This window comes from Pseudomonas sp. Emmai (genome assembly GCF_055179735.1).
Genome location: NZ_CM143685.1, coordinates 5,510,744 through 5,527,860 on the forward strand (window position 1 = coordinate 5,510,744; position 17,117 = coordinate 5,527,860).

A 17,117-nucleotide genomic window follows, 5' to 3' on the forward strand; every position below is an offset into this window, starting at 1 on the left:
CGGGCAAGCCTCGCTCCTACAGGGCTTGGTGCATCCGATGGTAATGGGTCGGCTGTCAGGCCGCCTTCGCGGGCAAGCCTTGCTCCTACAAGGCTTGGTACATCCGATGGTAATGGGTCGGCTGTCAGACCGCCTTCGCGGGCAAGCCTCGCTCCTACAGGGCTTGGTGCATCCGATGGTAATGGGTCGGCTGTCAGGCCGCCTTCGCGGGCAAGCCTTGCTCCTACAAAAAGCAGAAGCAGAGCGGCGTACACCGCCCGCTTTTCACCACTCATTAGGCCGAGCGTTAGCTAGCCTGCTTTTGATCTACCCGCCCCTTCGGGAGGCCGAGTGGAGGTTCTGCGTAGTGGGCAGCCCGGCATGGATGCCGGGCTAGCCGCCCCCGGCCATGGATGGCCGATGGCGGCGGGCCCACGGAGCAGGACCGGAGCGAGGGAACGCCGAGCCTCAGCGAGGGGCCGGACGCTGGGGCGAGACCTTTTGGTTCCTTTTGGCTGGGCCGGCATTCCGGGCGTTTGCCAAAAGGGACTCGCCGTAAGGGCGAAACCATAAGTGGCCGTTACCGCAGAAATGGATATGTACACAACAACCACCAAGAACCTGGTCGACCCAAAGGTCGCCAAGTCAAAGGCGGAAGTGCCCAACCATCCCCTTCAACTCAACCCCCAACTGCGCCAACTCAATACTGGAAGCCGCATTCCCCTGCATCGCCAACGAAGACTGATCCGCACTGGCCCGAATACTCGTCACACTGCGATTAATCTCCTCAGCCACCGAACTCTGCTCCTCAGCCGCCGCCGCAATCTGCTGATTCATCTGCTGAATCAACGACACCGCCGCCGCAATACTCCCCAGCGCACTCTCAGTCTGCAACGCATCACTCACCGCCAGCTTCACCAACTCACCACTGTTCTGAATCTGCTGCACCGACGACTGCGCCGCCGAGCGCAAGGCACTGACCAGCCGCTCAATCTCCTCAGTCGATTGCTGAGTCCGCTTGGCCAACGCCCGCACCTCATCAGCCACCACCGCAAACCCCCTGCCCTGCTCACCCGCCCGCGCCGCTTCGATAGCTGCGTTGAGCGCCAACAAATTAGTCTGCTCAGCCACGCTTTTGATCACGCTAAGCACCGTGCCAATGTTCTGGATCTCCGCACTCAAGCTCTCGATGCTGGAACTGGCCGAAGTCGCCGAATCCGCCAACTGCTCGATCCGCGCCATGCTCTGGCGCACCACCTGTTGCCCGCTCTCGACCTTGTCGTCCGCCGTCTGCGCCGCCGTAGCGGCCTCTTCGGCATTGCGCGCCACGTCATGCACCGTGGCGGTCATCTGATTCATCGCCGTGGCGACTTGCTCGGTTTCTTCCTTCTGGCTGCTGACTTCCAGGTTGGTCTGCTCAGTCACCGCCGACAGCGACTGCGCGGAACTGGCCAACTGCTCGATGCCCGCCTGCAAACCACTGACAATACTGCTCAGACCTGCACCCATCTGCTGCATCGCCAGCATCAACTGGCCGATTTCATCACGACGGGTCACTTCCACCGTCGCACTCAAATCACCCGCAGCAATCTGCTGGGCCACACGGATCACACTGCGCAACGGCGCCACGATCAACCGAGTAATCACCCACGCCGCGATCAACCCGACCAACAACGCCAGCGCCGAAGAGCCAATGATCAACAGCGAATTCTTTTTCAGTTCGGCCTGCATCGCCCCGTCTTCGGCCCCATAGGCCTGGTCCACACGCTCCACCACTTGGCCGGCCCGCTGGTGCAGTTGTTCGTAGACGGTTTTTTCCTGGGCCAGCAGCCCGGTGTATTCGGCGAGCTTCTCGCTGAAACTGGCGATATGGCCGGTCACTTCATTGAGGACGGTCTGGTAGCCCTCATCCTTGACCGTGGTTTTCAGCTGTTCGGCCTGGGTCAGTGCCTGATCGGCCTGCTCGATCTTGCCCTTGCCGGCGCTGTCGTCGTCACCCTTGCGACTCTGGTCGAGGCGCACGCGGGCCTCGTTCATGGCCTGCAACATCAACCGCGAGACCTGGCTGACCTGATTGGCCTGTTCGATGAATTGTGCACCGTCCTTGCCCTCGGACTCTTTCAAGCCATAGGCGCCGTCGTCGGCGAGGCCGGCTTGCAGCACGTCGAGGTTATTGGCCACGCTGGACACCGACCAACTGGCCATTTCCAGAGCCAGGTCCTTGGCCTGGGTCAGCGAGACAAATTCGTCAAAGGCCTTGCGGTAGGCGCCAAGCGACTGTTCGACATCGTTCATGACCGGCACGTTGGCCGCCGATTGCGCCTTCAACTGAGTCGACAGGGCAATCAGCCCATCAACCCCCTGGCGCAGGGCATCGGCGGTTTTCGGGTTGCCATGCAAGGCGTATTCCTGCTCCAGCAAACGCACTTTGAGCAAGCCGCTATTGAGCGACGACATTTGCTTGAGCCCGTCGAAGCGATGACTGATGGTTTGCAGGGACCATACGCCAATGGCTGCCACCAAGGCAGTCAACAACAGCACCAGGACAAACCCGATGCCCAGTTTCTTTGCCATACCGAGGTTGGCAAAACGTCCTTGCACGGCCGAAATCATTGCTCGTAGTCCCCTGCCATAGTCTGTAGATGGAGATTCGCAACGGGCCTGTGCCAGCACAAGTCTCTGGCGTCGGAATAATGGCAAAAAGCTACGCCCACGTCGTTTTCAGAACGCTTTAGGTCGATCCGAAGCGGTGGCCTGGAAAAACCGCCGGGCTCGTGGATCGCAGGCATACGCCACATTGATCCGCTGCCAGTCATGGGCCGCACCGGTCGGGCTGAAGGCCGTCGGGGAAGACAGCAGCACGCCGAAACGTCGTGCCTGTGCCCGCAGCTGAGCGTAGTCGCACATTGGCGATCGCGCCCAGATGAACAAGCCACCGCAAGGCTTGCCGAACACCTCCCATTCGGCGTCTTCAAGCAGCTGCAATGCTGCCGTCCTGTCCACGCTCAGGCGCTGACGCTGGCGCTGTACCAGCTTGCGATAGGCGCCGGTGGCCAACAGACTGGCCAGCACCGACTCGCAGAACCGTGATCCGCCCATGCTGCTGATCATCTTGACCTCGGCCAGCCGTGCAATGAGCCCGGCGCTGGCCACCACAAACCCCACACGCAATGAGCTGCTGAGGGTTTTCGAGAAACTGCCGACGTAAATCACCCGGCCCTCGTCATCCAGCGCGGCGAGGCGCGTGCCGGGCCCCTTGTGCATATCGGCATACACGTCGTCTTCGATCACCAGCACGTCATAAGCCTTGCTCAGGTGCAGGACCTGCTGCGCCACCTCCGGTGTCACGCAGCTTCCCGTGGGGTTGTGGTGGTAGCTGTTGATAAACAGCGCACGCGGGCGGTGCTGGATCAACAAATGCTCCAGCACCTGCGTGTCGGGACCTTGCGCGGTACGTGGCACCTCAAGCATGCGCAGCCCGTGCAACCTGAGCAGATCGAACAGCTGAGAAAAACCGGGGCTTTCCACCACCACGCAATCGCCTGGCTTTAGCAGCGTGCGCACGATCAGGTCCAGCCCCTGACTGGCGCCGGTCGTGGTCAGGATGCGACTTTCGTGCGCCTCGATATTGAGTGCTTTGAGGCGCTTTAGGATCTGCTGGCGCAAGGCGAGCAAGCCCAGCGGCGTGCTGTAGTTGAACAGGCCGGCCATGTCGGTGCGGGCCACCTGGCGGATCGCGTAGCTGAGGTCGTCCGTCTCGCGCCAGCTTTCGGGCAAACCGCCACACCCCAGCATCAATTCACCCGACGGGTTCTCGGCGAGCCCCATGTGCATCGACTCCGCGCCTTCGAACCGGGGTAGATCACGCGCATCGGACACCACCGGTGCCGACGCGGCGACAAAGAACCCTGAACCGGGACGTGATGCCAGAACCCCCTGGGCCACCAGGCGTTCACAGGCTTCAACGACACTGGACTGACTGAGTAGATTGAGCCTCGCGATGTGCCGCACGGAAGGCAAGCGCGTCTCGGGCGGCACTTCGCCTTGACGGATCCAGCTCACCATTGCGTCGACGATTTGCTGTACGACCGGCACCATTGCCTGTCGGTCAATTCTCAATTCCATGAGCAAGCAAACTCCTGTCCATTTTGCTGCGCGCAGTTAATCACAGGAGCGCACGCCAGGCTGTGCGACAACGCCGACAAAACCGGCGGTTCTAACCATTTGAAACACATTCCCCGGCGCGGTCACGGAACCCTAAAAAAACCCGCAAACGTGCGGGTCTTTTCCTACAAGGACGTTCCGGATTTCAAAAGGCGGTGACTCCGCCATCCACCGCCAGGGAATGCCCGGTAGTGAAGGCTGCACCGTCACTGCACAGGTACAACACCGCGCTGGCGATTTCCTCGACCTTGCCGATGCGACCGACCGGGTGCATCGCATTGGCGAACTCAGCCTTCTTCGGGTCGGCCTCATAGGCACGACGGAACATGTCGGTGTCGATCACCGCCGGGCACACCGCATTCACGCGGATCTTTTTCTTCGCGTATTCGATGGCCGCGGATTTGGTCAGGCCGATCACCGCGTGCTTGGAGGCGGCGTAGATGCTCATCTTCGGTGCCGCGCCAAGGCCGGCCACCGATGCCGTGTTGACGATCGCACCGCCGCCCTGGGCCAGCAGCAACGGCAATTGATACTTCATGCACAGCCAGACGCCTTTGACGTTGACGCCCATGATCGCGTCGAACTCATCCATCGTGCCGTCGGGCAGTTTGCCTTTTTCGATTTCGATGCCGGCGTTGTTGAAGGCATAGTCGAGACGGCCGTAGGTATTGATCACCTCGTCCATCAGATGTTTTACCTCGCTCTCGACGGTGACGTTGCAACGCACGAAGGTCGCTTCGCCGCCCGCTGTACGAATCAGCGCCACGGTGCCCTCGCCCCCCGCCGTGTCCAGATCGGCGACCACCACCTTCAAGCCTTCGGCCGCAAAGGCCTGGGCGGTGGCGCGGCCAATGCCATTGGCTGCACCGGTCACAACAGCCACCTGGCCGGAAAACGTCATGCTCATTGTTATGTCCTCGAAGAGAAGGATGCGGGGGATCGCGTGTTTGCAGTCTAGCCACGGCACCTTGCGCACGGCAGCACTATCAGAAGGCCGGTTAAGTGCCCATGCGTCACAGTGATAGAGGCGCCCGACTCACTATCACTGCACTGGATCGGCGTGCATTCGCCGCATCAGCCAACCTTGCGGCATCTGCCCTGAGGGTCTATCAACAAAGCTTCCATTCAGCTTGAGTGCCTGTCATGACTACCCAGACCAATCGCCAATTTCTGCTCGCCAAACGCCCGGTGGGTCCGGCGACCCGCGAAACGTTCACCTATCAAGAAGTACCGGTCGGCGAACCGGCGGCGGGTCAGATCCTGGTCAAGAACGAATTCCTGTCCCTGGATCCGGCCATGCGTGGCTGGATGAACGAGGGCAAGTCCTACATCCCGCCGGTCGGCCTCGGTGAAGTCATGCGCGCTTTGGGCGTAGGCAAAGTCGTCGCATCGAACAATCCGGGCTTCGCGGTCGGGGACTACGTCAACGGTGCCCTGGGGGTGCAGGATTATTTCGTCGGCGAGCCACGAGGTTTCTACAAGGTCGATCCAAAACTGGCGCCACTGCCGCGCTACTTGTCCGCACTGGGCATGACCGGAATGACCGCTTACTTCGCCCTGCTCGACGTGGGCGCACCGAAGGCCGGTGACACCGTGGTGTTGTCCGGCGCGGCTGGCGCGGTGGGCAGCATTGCCGGGCAGATTGCCAAGATCAAAGGCTGCCGCGTGATCGGCATCGCCGGCGGCGCGGACAAGTGCAAATTCCTGATCGATGAACTGGGTTTCGATGGCGTCATCGACTACAAAAACGAAGACGTGCTGGCCGGGCTCAAGCGCGAATGCCCGAAAGGCGTGGACGTGTATTTCGATAACGTCGGCGGCGATATCCTCGACGCGGTGTTGAGTCGCCTGGCCCTGAAGGCGCGGGTGGTGATCTGCGGCGCGATCAGCCAGTACAACAACAAAGAAGCGGTCAAAGGCCCGGCCAACTACCTGTCGCTGCTGGTCAATCGCGCGCGGATGGAAGGCTTTGTGGTGATGGACTACGCCGCGCAATTCGCCGCTGCCGGGCAGGAAATGGCCGGCTGGATGGCCAAGGGGCAGTTGCAGAGTCGCGAAGATATCGTCGAAGGACTGGAGACGTTCCCGGAGACGCTGATGAAATTGTTCAGCGGCGAGAATTTCGGGAAGTTGGTGTTGAAGGTTTAACGCGGTAGATCAACAGATCGCAGCCTTCGGCAGCGCCTACAGGGGGATCGCATTTCCCTGTAGGCGCCTGCGTTCGTATTAGGCGATTTCGGCTACCACAGCCGCCAACGCCTTGGCCGGATCCGCCGCCTGGCTGATCGGACGGCCGATCACCAGATAGTCGGAACCGGCGTCCAGCGCCTGACGCGGGGTCAGGATGCGGCGTTGATCGTCCTGGGCGCTGCCCGCCGGACGAATGCCCGGGGTTACCAGTTGCAGCGACGGGTGCGCCGTTTTCAAGGCCTGGGCTTCCAGGGCCGAACACACCAGGCCGTCCATCCCGGCTTTTTCCGCCAATGCGGCCAGGCGCAGCACTTGCTCCTGGGGCTCGATGTCCAGACCAATGCCCGCCAGATCTTCACGCTCCATGCTGGTCAGCACGGTCACGCCAATCAACAACGGCTTGGGGCCGGTGCGCTGGTCGAGCACTTCACGGCACGCCGCCATCATGCGCAGGCCGCCGGAACAGTGCACGTTGACCATCCACACGCCCATTTCCGCCGCAGCCTTGACGGCCATGGCGGTGGTGTTCGGAATGTCGTGGAACTTGAGGTCCAGGAACACTTCGAAACCCTTGTCACGCAGGGTGCCGACGATTTCCGCGGCGCAACTGGTGAACAGTTCCTTGCCGACTTTGACCCGGCACAGTTTCGGGTCCAACTGGTCGGCCAGCTTCAGTGCGGCGTCACGGGTGGGGAAATCCAAGGCGACGATGATAGGAGTCTGGCAGACGGACATGTGCGGGCTCTCAGGCAGGACGAAATCGGCGCGCATTGTAGCGGAACCAGCGCCGCTGCGGGACCCGATGATCGGTAAATCGTCCCGCAACCTCCAGCAAGCCTAGCCTGCGCGGCAATTGTGTCGAGCCCGATACACACAAGACACGCCCCCAACAAAGGTCGACGCTACCCTCGGCAGCCGCAACACGCCCTTACAGCACTTCCCGCCTTCGGGCCGGACGCCTATGCTGAAGCCACAACCTCGCAGCCCATCTTTGTGGTTGGCAGCCTACCTGGCAGATGAACCCACGCATGCACAGCACTCAAGCCCCTGTGAACGACGATCAAAAAGCGCCCGGCGATGACAAACGCTGGAGCATTCGCGCCCTGATCGTCGACGATGACGTCCCGATCCGCGAACTGATGATCGACTACCTGGCCCGGTTCAATATCCACGCCAGCGGCGTCACCGATGGCGCCGCGATGCGCCTGGCGCTGCAGGCGGAACATTTCGACGTGGTGGTGCTCGACCTGATGCTGCCCGGCGAAGACGGTTTGTCCCTGTGCCGCTGGCTGCGCGCCGAGTCGGACATCCCGATCCTGATGCTCACCGCGCGTTGCGAACCCACCGACCGGATCATCGGCCTGGAATTGGGCGCCGACGACTACATGGCCAAGCCGTTCGAACCACGGGAACTGGTAGCGCGGATTCAGACAATTCTGCGGCGAGTGCGCGACGATCGCACCGAACAGCGAGCGAACATTCGCTTCGACAACTGGCGCCTGAACAGTGTGTTGCGCCAGTTGATCGCCGCCGATGGGCTGGTGGTGCCGCTGTCCAATGCGGAATTCCGCCTGCTTTGGGTGTTTATCGAACGTCCGCGCCGGGTGCTCAGCCGTGAACAGTTGCTGGATGCCGCCCGGGGTCGCTCGATCGAAGCCTTTGATCGCAGCATCGACCTGCTGGTATCGCGCCTGCGCCAGAAACTCGGGGACGATCCGAAAAACCCACAGTTGATCAAAACCGTGCGTGGTGAGGGTTACCTGTTCGACGCCCGGGACATCGGCTGATGCGGGCGCGCTTCGATACGCTGTTCGGCCGCCTGTTTGGCGTGCTGCTGATCGCGATCATCCTGGCGCACCTGTTGGCGTTTTTCTGGTTTCACCATTACGGCCCGCCTCCCCCGCCACCACCGCCAGGGTTTTCCGAGGACTTTGACGGGCGGCGTCCGCCGATGGACCCGCGCTTCGCCAATCGACCGCCGCGACCATGGTTCGGCGGGCCGTTGGTGCCGCTGACCTTTCAGTTTGTCTCGCTGATCATCGCCGCCTGGTACGGCGCCAAACTGCTGAGCCGGCCGATCCAGCGCCTGAGCGATGCTGCCGAGCGCTTGAGCGAAAACCTCGACAGCCCGCCGCTGGACGAGTCCGGGCCACGGGAAGCGCGGCAAGCGGCCCATACGTTCAATAAGATGCAGCGCCGGATTATCGAACAAGTGCAGCAGCGCTCGCGGATGCTCGGCGCGGTGTCCCACGACCTGCGCACGCCGTTGTCGCGGCTCAAGCTGCGCCTGGAGCAGATCGACGACCACAAGCTGCAAGGCCAGATGCGCCAGGATCTGGATGACATGATTCACATGCTCGACGCCACGCTCACCTACCTGCACGAACATCGCACCAGTGAAGCCCCGCAGTGGATGGACGTGCAGGCGCTGGTGGAATCCCTGAGTGAAAACGCCCAGGACCAGGGCGCCAACGTCCAGGCCAGCGGGCATTGCGCGCCGCTGCAAGTGCAGCCGATGGCCTTGCGCTCGTGCATCAACAACCTGATCGACAATGCCCTGCGTTATGCCGGGGAAGCCCTGATTACCCTGGAAGACAGCCGAGGACATCTGGTGATCCGGGTGATCGATCACGGGCCGGGGATTGCGGCGGACAAGCGTGAAGCGGTGTTCGAACCGTTCTTCCGGCTGGAGGGTTCGCGCAACCGTAACTCCGGCGGGGTTGGCCTGGGCATGACCATTGCCCGGGAGGCTGCGGAGCGCCTGGGTGGGCGGTTGAGCCTGGAAGAGACGCCTGGTGGTGGTCTCACGGCGGTCATTAACCTGCCGCGCGTTTGAAAAGATCGGTCGGTCGCTGAAACCCTCTGTGTACCAATCGGTACAAACGCCACATACCCACGACAACTTGCCCCTTGAGGCTGCATAAGCCGGTGCACTCACCGGTTTTCCGTCCAAAGGAGTGAGCCCAATGATCGGTAGCGTCAGCAGCAACTACACGAGCTATACCAGCACGAGCACCAGCAGCACGACGGCCAACGCCGCCCGCCGTGCGCAATTCCAGAAAGAGCTGTTCACCAAGCTCGACAGCAATGGCGATGGCTCTGTGAGCCAGGACGAGCTGAAAACCGCCCAGGCGGATAAACCCGACAATCGCCTGTTGGCGGACCTGAGCAAGCACTTCACCGACCTCGACAGCGATGACAACGGCAGCCTGAACAGCGAGGAAATGGCCGCGATGGCCCCACCCGCACCGCCTCAGGGCCAGGCACCGAACACCGACCTGGCCGACGCGTTGCTGGGCGCCCTGGACGCCGACGGCGACGGCAACCTCAGCAGCGATGAACTGAACAACGGCCTGAGCGCCGCCGGCAGCACGGCCGACAGCAAGGAAATCTTCACGGCCCTGGACAAAAACGAGGACGGCACCGTCAGCAGCGACGAACTCAAAGCGGCCCTGCAGGCGGGTCGCGAGCAAAACAGCGACAGCGCCACCGTCCATTCGAACGTCAGCGAAGCCATCAACAAAATGATCGCCAACCTGACCAAGCAATATTCGCTCGATAACGTGGCGAGCACCGGTCAGTACCTGAACCTCTCGACCTGACCCAAAAGCTTCGCGGGCAAGTCGGATCGCCGCACCGCTCTCTCCCACAGGGTTTGCGTCAGGTCGCGATGTTCGAACGACGCGGACCTGTAGGAGCGAGCGGTGCGGCGATCCGACTTGCCCGCGAAGAGGCCATCACAGACACAAAATCAGCGTCGGTCTTCGACGCGCGCCTGGCTTTTGCTCCAGTCAGTCAACAGGCTGTACGCCACCGCCAACAATGTCGGCCCGATGAACAACCCGATAAACCCGAACGCAATCAACCCGCCAAACACCCCCAGCAGCACGATCACCAACGGCAGGTTCCCGCCGCGGCTGATCAGGTACGGTTTCAGTACGTTGTCCACACCGCTGATGATGAACGTGCCCCAGATGCCGAGGAACACCGCCATCCCGTATTCACCCTTCCACGCCAGCCACGCCGTGGCCGGGATCCAGATCAGCGGCGGGCCCATCGGGATCAGGCTCAACATGAACGTCACGATCCCCAGCACCAGCGCCCCGGGCACCCCGGCAATCAGGAAGCCGATCAACGCCAGGACTGCCTGGGCTGCCGCTGTGCCGATCACGCCATTGACCACCCGCTGCACAGTGCCGGCGACAAGTTCGATGTAATACCCGGCGCGGTCACCGATCAGGCGTGACAGCAAGCTATGGACAAACGTCGCCAATCGCGGCCCGTCCCGGTAGAAAAAGAACACAAAGACAATGCTCAACGTCAGTTCGAGAATGCCGCCGCCGATCTGCGCACTGCGCGCCAGCAACCAGTTGCCGACCTGCCCGAGATAAGGCTTGATCGCCAGCATCATCGCTGCGCCCTGCTCGTCAATGCTGTTCCAGATCCCCACCAGCCGCTCACCGACCAAGGGAATGCTGCCCAGCCAGACCGGTGCTTCCGGCAGGCCATCGACCTGCACATCCTTGATGAACACCGTGGCATCGCGCACGTGATCCGCCAGGTTGAAACCCAGCCACACCAATGGCACCGCCACCAGCAACATCCAGCCCAGGGTCAGCAAGGCCGCCGCCAGGGATTCACGCCCGTTGAGCCAACGGGTCAGCAAGCGCATCAGCGGCCAACTGGCAAACGCCAGCACCGCGCCCCAGAACAGCGCCGACCAGAACGGCGCCATCACCCAGAAGCTCGCGCCAAACAGCACCAGGAGCAGAATCTGCACCAATAGCCGATCGTTATTGATCATCGAAATCTCGAAAAAAGTCAGACAGCCAAAGAGTAGGCGAACGTGAGGATCACGTTCGCCTGATGCAGCTTATCGCAACAGTTCGACGTGCAGGCCAGAGCCATCGACACTGCCGGTTTCCATGCGCGCCGCCCGCACGCCCTGGGCGATCAGCGCCTGGCGCCAGGCTTCGGCCTTGGCCCCGGAAACACTGACCCGCAACGTGGTGTCGAGGTTCAGGCCACGGGAAATCAAGCGCAGCCAGGTGTCATCGGGATCGGCATTCAGTTTCGGGAAGTCGAGCTCGCCGGTGCTTTTGAGCTGGCGCAGCAACGTTGCGGAGGTGGGCAACAAATCCCCCAGCGGCGCCGCCGATTCAAACTGTTCGACGTGCAGGTACGCTTTGCGATTGCCCCGGGTGATGCTGTAGAGCGCCACCAGCGAATTGTCCTTGGGGGCCGCCAGCCGCAAGAGCAGATACGCCTGTTGCTCGTCCGCGCCATAGAGCTTGGAGTTGCCAAAGACTTCATTGGCCCACAGGCTGCTTTCGCCGCAATCCCGGGCCTGACACCAGAACAGCAGTTCCGCGCCCTGCTTCTGCAAGGCTTCGCGGGCGGCGGTAAAGGCTTCGGTGGAGGCATGCTCCGGCGGCAATTCGTAAGTTACCGAAGTGGTTTGCCCTCGGGCGCTGACCTGACCATCGAAGCGCAACTGGCCGCTGATCTTGCGAATCGAGCCCAGCGGATAGATCCGCTCAAGCTCCATCGGCGGGCGATAGTCGACGATCTGCGCATCGGCCAGGCGCGGCACGATCGGCAGGTCCTGGCTGCCCGGAACATCGGCTGCAAATAACATCGGACTGAAACAACACAATGCCAACAGGCTGAGTGAACGCTTAGGCAGGCTCATTGGATAAGCATGGCCTGGGCGACCGCGAGGCCATTCGGGGTCGCTGCGGTGTAGAGATCGATCATGGTTGTCTCCTTTTTCAACCCGCCCAGCCTCGGCAGTTGCCCGTCGCAAGTCAAGGAACGGCGAAGAACCGATTGAAACAGTCTGCGACAAGATCGGCGCCAGGCTCGTCATTCAGGTGCAAATGATGGCCACCTGGCAGCTGTTCTCGGCTAAAGGGTAGACGCTCCAGCAACTCCGGATGTTTGGCGAGCATGCCGTCGGCCGCCACCACCAGCCGCGTAGGACAAGTGATGCGCTGCACGAAGGCCATCGCCTGTTCCTGGGTCAGGCGCAGCGGCGACGGTAGCGTCAGGCGGCTGTCGGTACGCCAGGTGTAGCCGCCCGGCACCGGCATCAGGCCCCGTTGCGCCAGCAGTTCGGCGGCTTCGCGACTGACCGCCACCAGGCCTTTCATCCGGGCTTCGACAGCGCGATCAAGGGTGGTGTAGACCGGTTTGCGCTTCTCCCGCAGATCCAGTTGCGCTTGCAGGGCCATGCCCATGCGTTCGGCAGCGTTTTCGCCTTTGTCTGTAGGAGGAATGACGCCATCGATCAGGGCCAGATGGGTGACACGCTCCGGCATCGACCCGGCGACGATCAACGAAGCGATCGCGCCCATGGAATGGCCCAGCAGCGCAAATTTCTTGAGTCCAAGCTGTTCGGCGACTTGCAGTACATCGTGGGCGTAATCCCACATCGCGTAGCCAGCGCCTATCGGCCGATGCCCGGAGTGACCGTGGCCAGCCATGTCCAGGGCAATAATCCGCAAGCCTTTGAGCCTGGGTGCCAACCGGGCAAAGCTGTTGGCGTTGTCCAGCCAGCCGTGCAAGGCGATCACCGGCAAGCCATCCTCGGGCCCCGACAAGTGCGCCGCCAACTCGATGTGCGGCAGGCTCAGACGCACTTCTTCGACGACGCTGCTCATGCGCAATCCTGCTGGCGGCGACCTTCCCAGCGGCTGAACAGGTTCTTCAGCAACGTGGCGGTGTCCTGGGGACGTTCGAGGGGAAACATGTGGCCGCCAGGCATGGTCAAGGACTCGCCGAACGGCATACGCCCGACGGAGCTGGCGTGATGGCGCATGACCACGCGGCTGTTATTGCCGCGCACCACCGCCAGCGGCACTTTCAACTGCCGGGCGCGGCCGGGGCTGGTGTGGGGTACGCCGCGATAGATGCTGATTTCCGTGGCGGGGTCGAAGCGCAGGCGCAGCTTGTCGCCGACTTTGTGCAAACCGTGTTGCAGGTAGGCGTCGAAGCATTCCGGGTCGAAACCGCGAAACAGGGTTTTGCCGGCGAAATAGCGGCGGGCGCTGTCCAGGTCGGCGAACTCTTCACGCCGGCCCAGGGTGCGCCCGGCGGGCGTCAGGCGATCAATGAAACCGAAACGCTTGGCGGCGAGGATCACCCATTGATCGGCGCGAGTCAGCACCGGCGAATCGAGCATCACCACCCCGCGATACAACTCGGGGCAACGCAGCGCCGCGTGCAAGTGCAGCACACCGCCGAAGGAATGGCCGACGCCCCAGACCGGTTCCGGCTGTCGCTTCAGGTGATGGATCAACTCGTCCACCAGGTTGCGCCAGTTGTCATCGGCCGGGAAACGCGGGTCATGGGCGTGCTGCTCCAGATGCGTCACCTGATATTCAGGTGCCAACGCCGCGAACAACTTGCCGTAGGTCCCAGAAGGAAAGCCATTGGCGTGGGCGAAAAAGATCTGCTGCGACATACCGGTCAATCCATGGGCGAGAAACGTGGGGTTGATTGTCCGTAAGACAGTGGACTACAGCAATGACCGTAACTGACAGGAATGATGACAGTCTGGCCATGGCTATGGGCAATCCGGCATTGCCCCCCTGTGGCGAGAGAGCTTGCTCCCTCGCCACAGGTATTGCTCGGCCGATAGAACGTCGTTTAACGGGAAGGCGGATTCTCCCCCAATGGCACCACCGCCATGGTCAACCGCGACACACAACTGGCCTTGCCCTCATCACTGGTCAAACGGATATCCCACACATGGGTGGTGCGGCCGATATGGATCGCCTTGGCCACCGCCGTCACCCGCCCGCTGCGCAAGCCGCGCAAGTGGTTGGCGTTGATTTCCAGGCCCACGCAATAGAACTTGCTGGCATCGATGCACAGGTAACTGGCCATCGAGCCTACGGTTTCGGCCAGCACCACCGAGGCGCCGCCGTGCAGCAACCCGTAAGGCTGATGAGTGCGATGGTCGATGACCATGCTGGCGCTCAGGGACTCGTCGTCGAAGGCTTCGAAGCGAATATCCAGCACTTCGCCGATGGTGTTTTTCTGGATCGCGTTCAATTGTTCAATGTTGGGAGCGGTACGCCACAGACTCATCGCTGACTTCCTTTATTGAGGGTGTTCGTTGCTCAATCCTGCCACAGCACCGCTTCATTGCGCTCGCTCCATTCTTCGAAGCGCGCCCCGTACGCGGCTTCGATCACGTTGCGCTTGATCTTCAGGGTCGGGGTCAGGAAGCCGTTTTCCACCGCCCAGCTGTCCTTGACCACCACCAGGCGGAGCAAGCGTTCATGTTTATCGAGGGCGCCGTTGACCTCTTCCAGGAGTTTTTCCAGGCTCGAATGCAAAGCGTTGCGCGCTGAACTGGCGGCATCCTGCAAACCCACCGCCGACAGCACGCACAATCCCATCGGCGCGCTCAAGCCATCGCCGACCACGCACACCTGCTCGATCCGCGAATGCACCGCCAGGCGATTTTCGATCGGTGCCGGGGCCACGTATTTGCCTTTGCTGGTCTTGAAGATTTCCTTCAGGCGCCCGGTCAGGCGCAAGTGACCTTCGGCGTCCTGCTCGCCCTTGTCACCGGTACGCAGGAAGCCGTCCTCGGTGATCGTATCGGCGGTTTTTTCCGGCTCCTTGAAATAGCCGAGCATGGTCGCGCCGCTGCGCACCAAGACCTCCCCGGTCTCGGCGATCCGCACTTCAACCTCCGGACACGGCTTGCCGATCCAGCCCGGCTTGTCGTCTCCCGGCCGGCCGATGTGCGAGTACCCGCAACTTTCGGTCATGCCGTACACCTCCAGCACGTCCAGCCCGAGTTTGCGGTACCACAGCAGCAAGGTCTGCGGCACTGGCGCGGCGCCGGACAGGGCCACGCGCAGCGCATCAAGCCCCAGCCCGGCGAGGACTTTGTGCCCGACCCGCTTGCCGATAAAGGGCAGGCCGAGCAGGAAATCCAGGCGTTTTGCCGGAATCTTGCTGTACACGCCCATCTGGAATTTGGTCCAGATGCGCGGCACGCCGAACATCGCGGTCGGGCGCGCGCGCTGCAGATCGGTGAGGAAGGTGTCGAGGCTCTCGGCAAAGAACACGGTTTGTCCGGTGTAGATCGACGCCAGCTCGACGAACATCCGCTCGGCGACATGGCACAGCGGCAGATAGGACAGCAACCGGTCCGACTCGCTGAGGCCGAACAACTGCGTGCCACGGGTGGTGGCGAAGCCGAGGTTGCCGAAGCTGTGCATCACGCCTTTGGGCAGGCCGGTGGTGCCGGAGGTATAGATGATGGTCGCCAATTGCTCGGCGGCGGGTTTCGGGTCGTCCTGGATCGGCGAGCTTTTCTGCAGGTCGTCCCAGCTGAAATTGAAGGCGCCCGGCGGATGCAGCGGCAAGCTGATGGTCGGCAGGTCCGGGCTGACGCCGCGAGACATGCCGGGCCAATCATCCAGTTTGCCGACAAACGCCAGCGCCGCCTCGGAGTGTTCCAGCACTTGGGCCACGGATTCAGCAGTGAGGTTGGGGTAAAGCGGCACTGACACATGCCCGGCCATCCAGATCGCCAGATCGGCGATGATCCAGTGGGCGCAGTTTTTCGAGATCAAGGCGATGTGGCTGCCTTGGGGCAGTTCCCGGGCGCGCAACCAATGAGCGGCGCAGCGGGCTTGATGGCCGACATCGGCCCAGCTCAGTGTCTCGACCTGGCCGCCGCCCAGTGGCTGGACCAGAAAGCGCTGGCGGGGATGGCGGGCTTCACGTTCGTAGAACACGTCCAGCGGCAAACGAAAAGCAGCAGGCATGCGACTTGCTCCTTTGTTTTTGGTCTGGAGCAAGCGTAGTCAACCGAGCAAGTGCTTGGTCAACTATTTCACACGGACCTGTAGGAGCGAGGCTTGCCCGCGAAGGCGTCGTGTCAGTCGACATCGTTGCTAAATGACACGACGCCTTCGCGGGCAAGCCTCGCTCCTACGCAAGTGTGCGGGTCAGGGGTGTTTGATGCCGTTGAGCTTCATGCCGCCGGCCAGCGGCAAGTCGCCTTCCAGCTCCGCCAGGCCGGCGGTTTTCACCGCTTCCGGGTCTTGCACATGACCGTGCTGCAGGTAGCCCAGCAAGTTGCCCACCAACGGGTTATGGCTGACCAGCAACGCGTGATCGACCGACACCAACTGCTCGGCCACCGCTTGCGGGCGGTTGTCCGGGGTCAGCCACTCGACGGTGCGGATCTCGGGGGCGAACCCCAGCGCTTCACGGACCAGTTGCGCGGTCTCCTGCGCACGCAGGTAAGGACTGGCATAAATGGCCGTAATCGGCCGGCCGATCAACTCGGCAGCCGTGCGCAGCACTTCTTCACGACCGTGGGCGGTCAATGCCCGTTCGGAGTCTGGACGCGTGCCGTGTGGCTCGGCTTCACCATGACGCAATACCCAGAGTTTCATAGCTTAGGCTCCTCATCTCGGGCCGGATGCGGTGCAGGCGCTACAACGTGCGGCGCTTCACCTTCCGGGGTACGCGGCGTCGGCCAATCGGCGAACGGCCAAGGCTTCTGGTCGCTGTGAAACGTGCCGAAACGACCGATCTGCGCCAGGAACTGGCTCAGGCTGTCGCCGAAGTTCATCAGGCTGGCGCTCGGGGCGCCATAGATCAAACGATAGATCAACTGCACCAGCACTACCGCGCCGAGGATAAATTGCGCCACTTGCCAGACCAGCAAGAAGACGATCATCCACAACACTCGCAGCAGAATGGATTCGTACTTGGCTTCTGTTTTCGGATCGTTCATGTGCCGCTCC

General features: G+C 62.0%; 16 protein-coding genes and 1 pseudogene. 4 read left to right on the forward strand and 13 right to left on the reverse strand.

Annotation, left to right across the window (positions count from 1 at the left end; translation table 11 throughout):
* Positions 1–624: 624 nt before the first annotated feature.
* The 4 genes and pseudogenes from ACY4LX_RS25295 to ACY4LX_RS25310 all read right to left on the reverse strand — a co-directional run bounded on the left by ACY4LX_RS25295 (position 625) and on the right by ACY4LX_RS25310 (position 5,050).
* A complete protein-coding gene (locus tag ACY4LX_RS25295) occupies positions 625–1,506 on the reverse strand; it encodes a methyl-accepting chemotaxis protein (protein WP_413787206.1) in 882 nt (293 codons plus the stop codon).
* Positions 1,507–1,533: 27 nt separating this feature from the next.
* Positions 1,534–2,592, reverse strand: a pseudogene (locus tag ACY4LX_RS25300) (methyl-accepting chemotaxis protein); the annotation flags it as partial.
* A 108-nt stretch (positions 2,593–2,700) separates the two neighbouring features.
* On the reverse strand, positions 2,701–4,104 hold the full coding sequence (locus tag ACY4LX_RS25305) for an aminotransferase-like domain-containing protein (protein ID WP_463258187.1): 1,404 nt from the start codon (positions 4,102–4,104) through the stop codon (positions 2,701–2,703).
* A gap of 184 nt (positions 4,105–4,288) precedes the next feature.
* Complete coding sequence (locus ACY4LX_RS25310) at positions 4,289–5,050, reverse strand: SDR family oxidoreductase (protein ID WP_123407028.1); 762 nt, start codon at positions 5,048–5,050, stop codon at positions 4,289–4,291.
* A 236-nt stretch (positions 5,051–5,286) separates the two neighbouring features.
* Here ACY4LX_RS25310 and ACY4LX_RS25315 point away from each other — a divergent pair, with 236 nt between their 5' ends.
* A complete protein-coding gene (locus ACY4LX_RS25315) occupies positions 5,287–6,291 on the forward strand; it encodes an NADP-dependent oxidoreductase (RefSeq protein ID WP_463258188.1) in 1,005 nt (334 codons plus the stop codon).
* 78 nt (positions 6,292–6,369) lie between these two features.
* Here ACY4LX_RS25315 and pyrF read toward each other — a convergent pair whose 3' ends face one another.
* On the reverse strand, positions 6,370–7,068 hold the full coding sequence (gene pyrF / locus ACY4LX_RS25320) for an orotidine-5'-phosphate decarboxylase (protein WP_166656078.1): 699 nt from the start codon (positions 7,066–7,068) through the stop codon (positions 6,370–6,372).
* 293 nt (positions 7,069–7,361) lie between these two features.
* Here pyrF and ACY4LX_RS25325 point away from each other — a divergent pair, with 293 nt between their 5' ends.
* From ACY4LX_RS25325 to xopAW, 3 genes are all read left to right on the forward strand, one after another.
* Positions 7,362–8,120 carry a response regulator gene (locus ACY4LX_RS25325; protein WP_133840472.1) on the forward strand — a complete coding sequence of 253 codons (759 nt, stop codon included), beginning with the start codon at positions 7,362–7,364 and terminating at the stop codon, positions 8,118–8,120.
* Positions 8,120–9,169 carry a sensor histidine kinase gene (locus ACY4LX_RS25330; RefSeq protein WP_149659961.1) on the forward strand — a complete coding sequence of 350 codons (1,050 nt, stop codon included), beginning with the start codon at positions 8,120–8,122 and terminating at the stop codon, positions 9,167–9,169. The genes ACY4LX_RS25325 and ACY4LX_RS25330 overlap by 1 nt, the downstream gene beginning before the upstream one ends.
* A gap of 130 nt (positions 9,170–9,299) precedes the next feature.
* Complete coding sequence (gene xopAW, locus ACY4LX_RS25335) at positions 9,300–9,935, forward strand: XopAW family type III secretion system calcium-binding effector (protein ID WP_463258189.1); 636 nt, start codon at positions 9,300–9,302, stop codon at positions 9,933–9,935.
* A 149-nt stretch (positions 9,936–10,084) separates the two neighbouring features.
* On the opposite strand, the gene ACY4LX_RS25340 is transcribed toward xopAW, so the two are convergent.
* The 8 genes from ACY4LX_RS25340 to ACY4LX_RS25375 form a co-directional block, all read right to left on the reverse strand.
* Entirely contained in the window at positions 10,085–11,137 is a 1,053-nt protein-coding gene (locus ACY4LX_RS25340) for an AI-2E family transporter (RefSeq protein ID WP_463258190.1), read from the reverse strand.
* 69 nt (positions 11,138–11,206) lie between these two features.
* Positions 11,207–12,025: a DUF4892 domain-containing protein gene (locus tag ACY4LX_RS25345; RefSeq protein WP_463258191.1), complete on the reverse strand. Its 819-nt coding sequence runs from the start codon at positions 12,023–12,025 to the stop codon at positions 11,207–11,209.
* 115 nt (positions 12,026–12,140) lie between these two features.
* Positions 12,141–12,995 (reverse strand): alpha/beta hydrolase, encoded by an 855-nt coding sequence (locus ACY4LX_RS25350; protein WP_149659957.1) that lies wholly within the window; start codon positions 12,993–12,995, stop codon positions 12,141–12,143.
* On the reverse strand, positions 12,992–13,798 hold the full coding sequence (locus ACY4LX_RS25355; protein ID WP_149659956.1) for an alpha/beta fold hydrolase: 807 nt from the start codon (positions 13,796–13,798) through the stop codon (positions 12,992–12,994). The genes ACY4LX_RS25350 and ACY4LX_RS25355 overlap by 4 nt, the downstream gene beginning before the upstream one ends.
* Positions 13,799–13,983: 185 nt before the next feature.
* Complete coding sequence (locus ACY4LX_RS25360; protein WP_149659955.1) at positions 13,984–14,427, reverse strand: hotdog fold thioesterase; 444 nt, start codon at positions 14,425–14,427, stop codon at positions 13,984–13,986.
* A 32-nt stretch (positions 14,428–14,459) separates the two neighbouring features.
* Positions 14,460–16,127 carry an AMP-binding protein gene (locus tag ACY4LX_RS25365; protein ID WP_463258192.1) on the reverse strand — a complete coding sequence of 556 codons (1,668 nt, stop codon included), beginning with the start codon at positions 16,125–16,127 and terminating at the stop codon, positions 14,460–14,462.
* A gap of 183 nt (positions 16,128–16,310) precedes the next feature.
* A complete protein-coding gene (sixA, locus tag ACY4LX_RS25370; RefSeq protein ID WP_133840463.1) occupies positions 16,311–16,763 on the reverse strand; it encodes a phosphohistidine phosphatase SixA in 453 nt (150 codons plus the stop codon).
* The gene (locus tag ACY4LX_RS25375; protein WP_123510001.1) at positions 16,760–17,107 is read right to left on the reverse strand and encodes a DUF4389 domain-containing protein; all 348 of its coding nucleotides are present in this window, start codon (positions 17,105–17,107) and stop codon (positions 16,760–16,762) included. The genes sixA and ACY4LX_RS25375 overlap by 4 nt, the downstream gene beginning before the upstream one ends.
* Between the last annotated feature and the right edge of the window lie 10 nt (positions 17,108–17,117).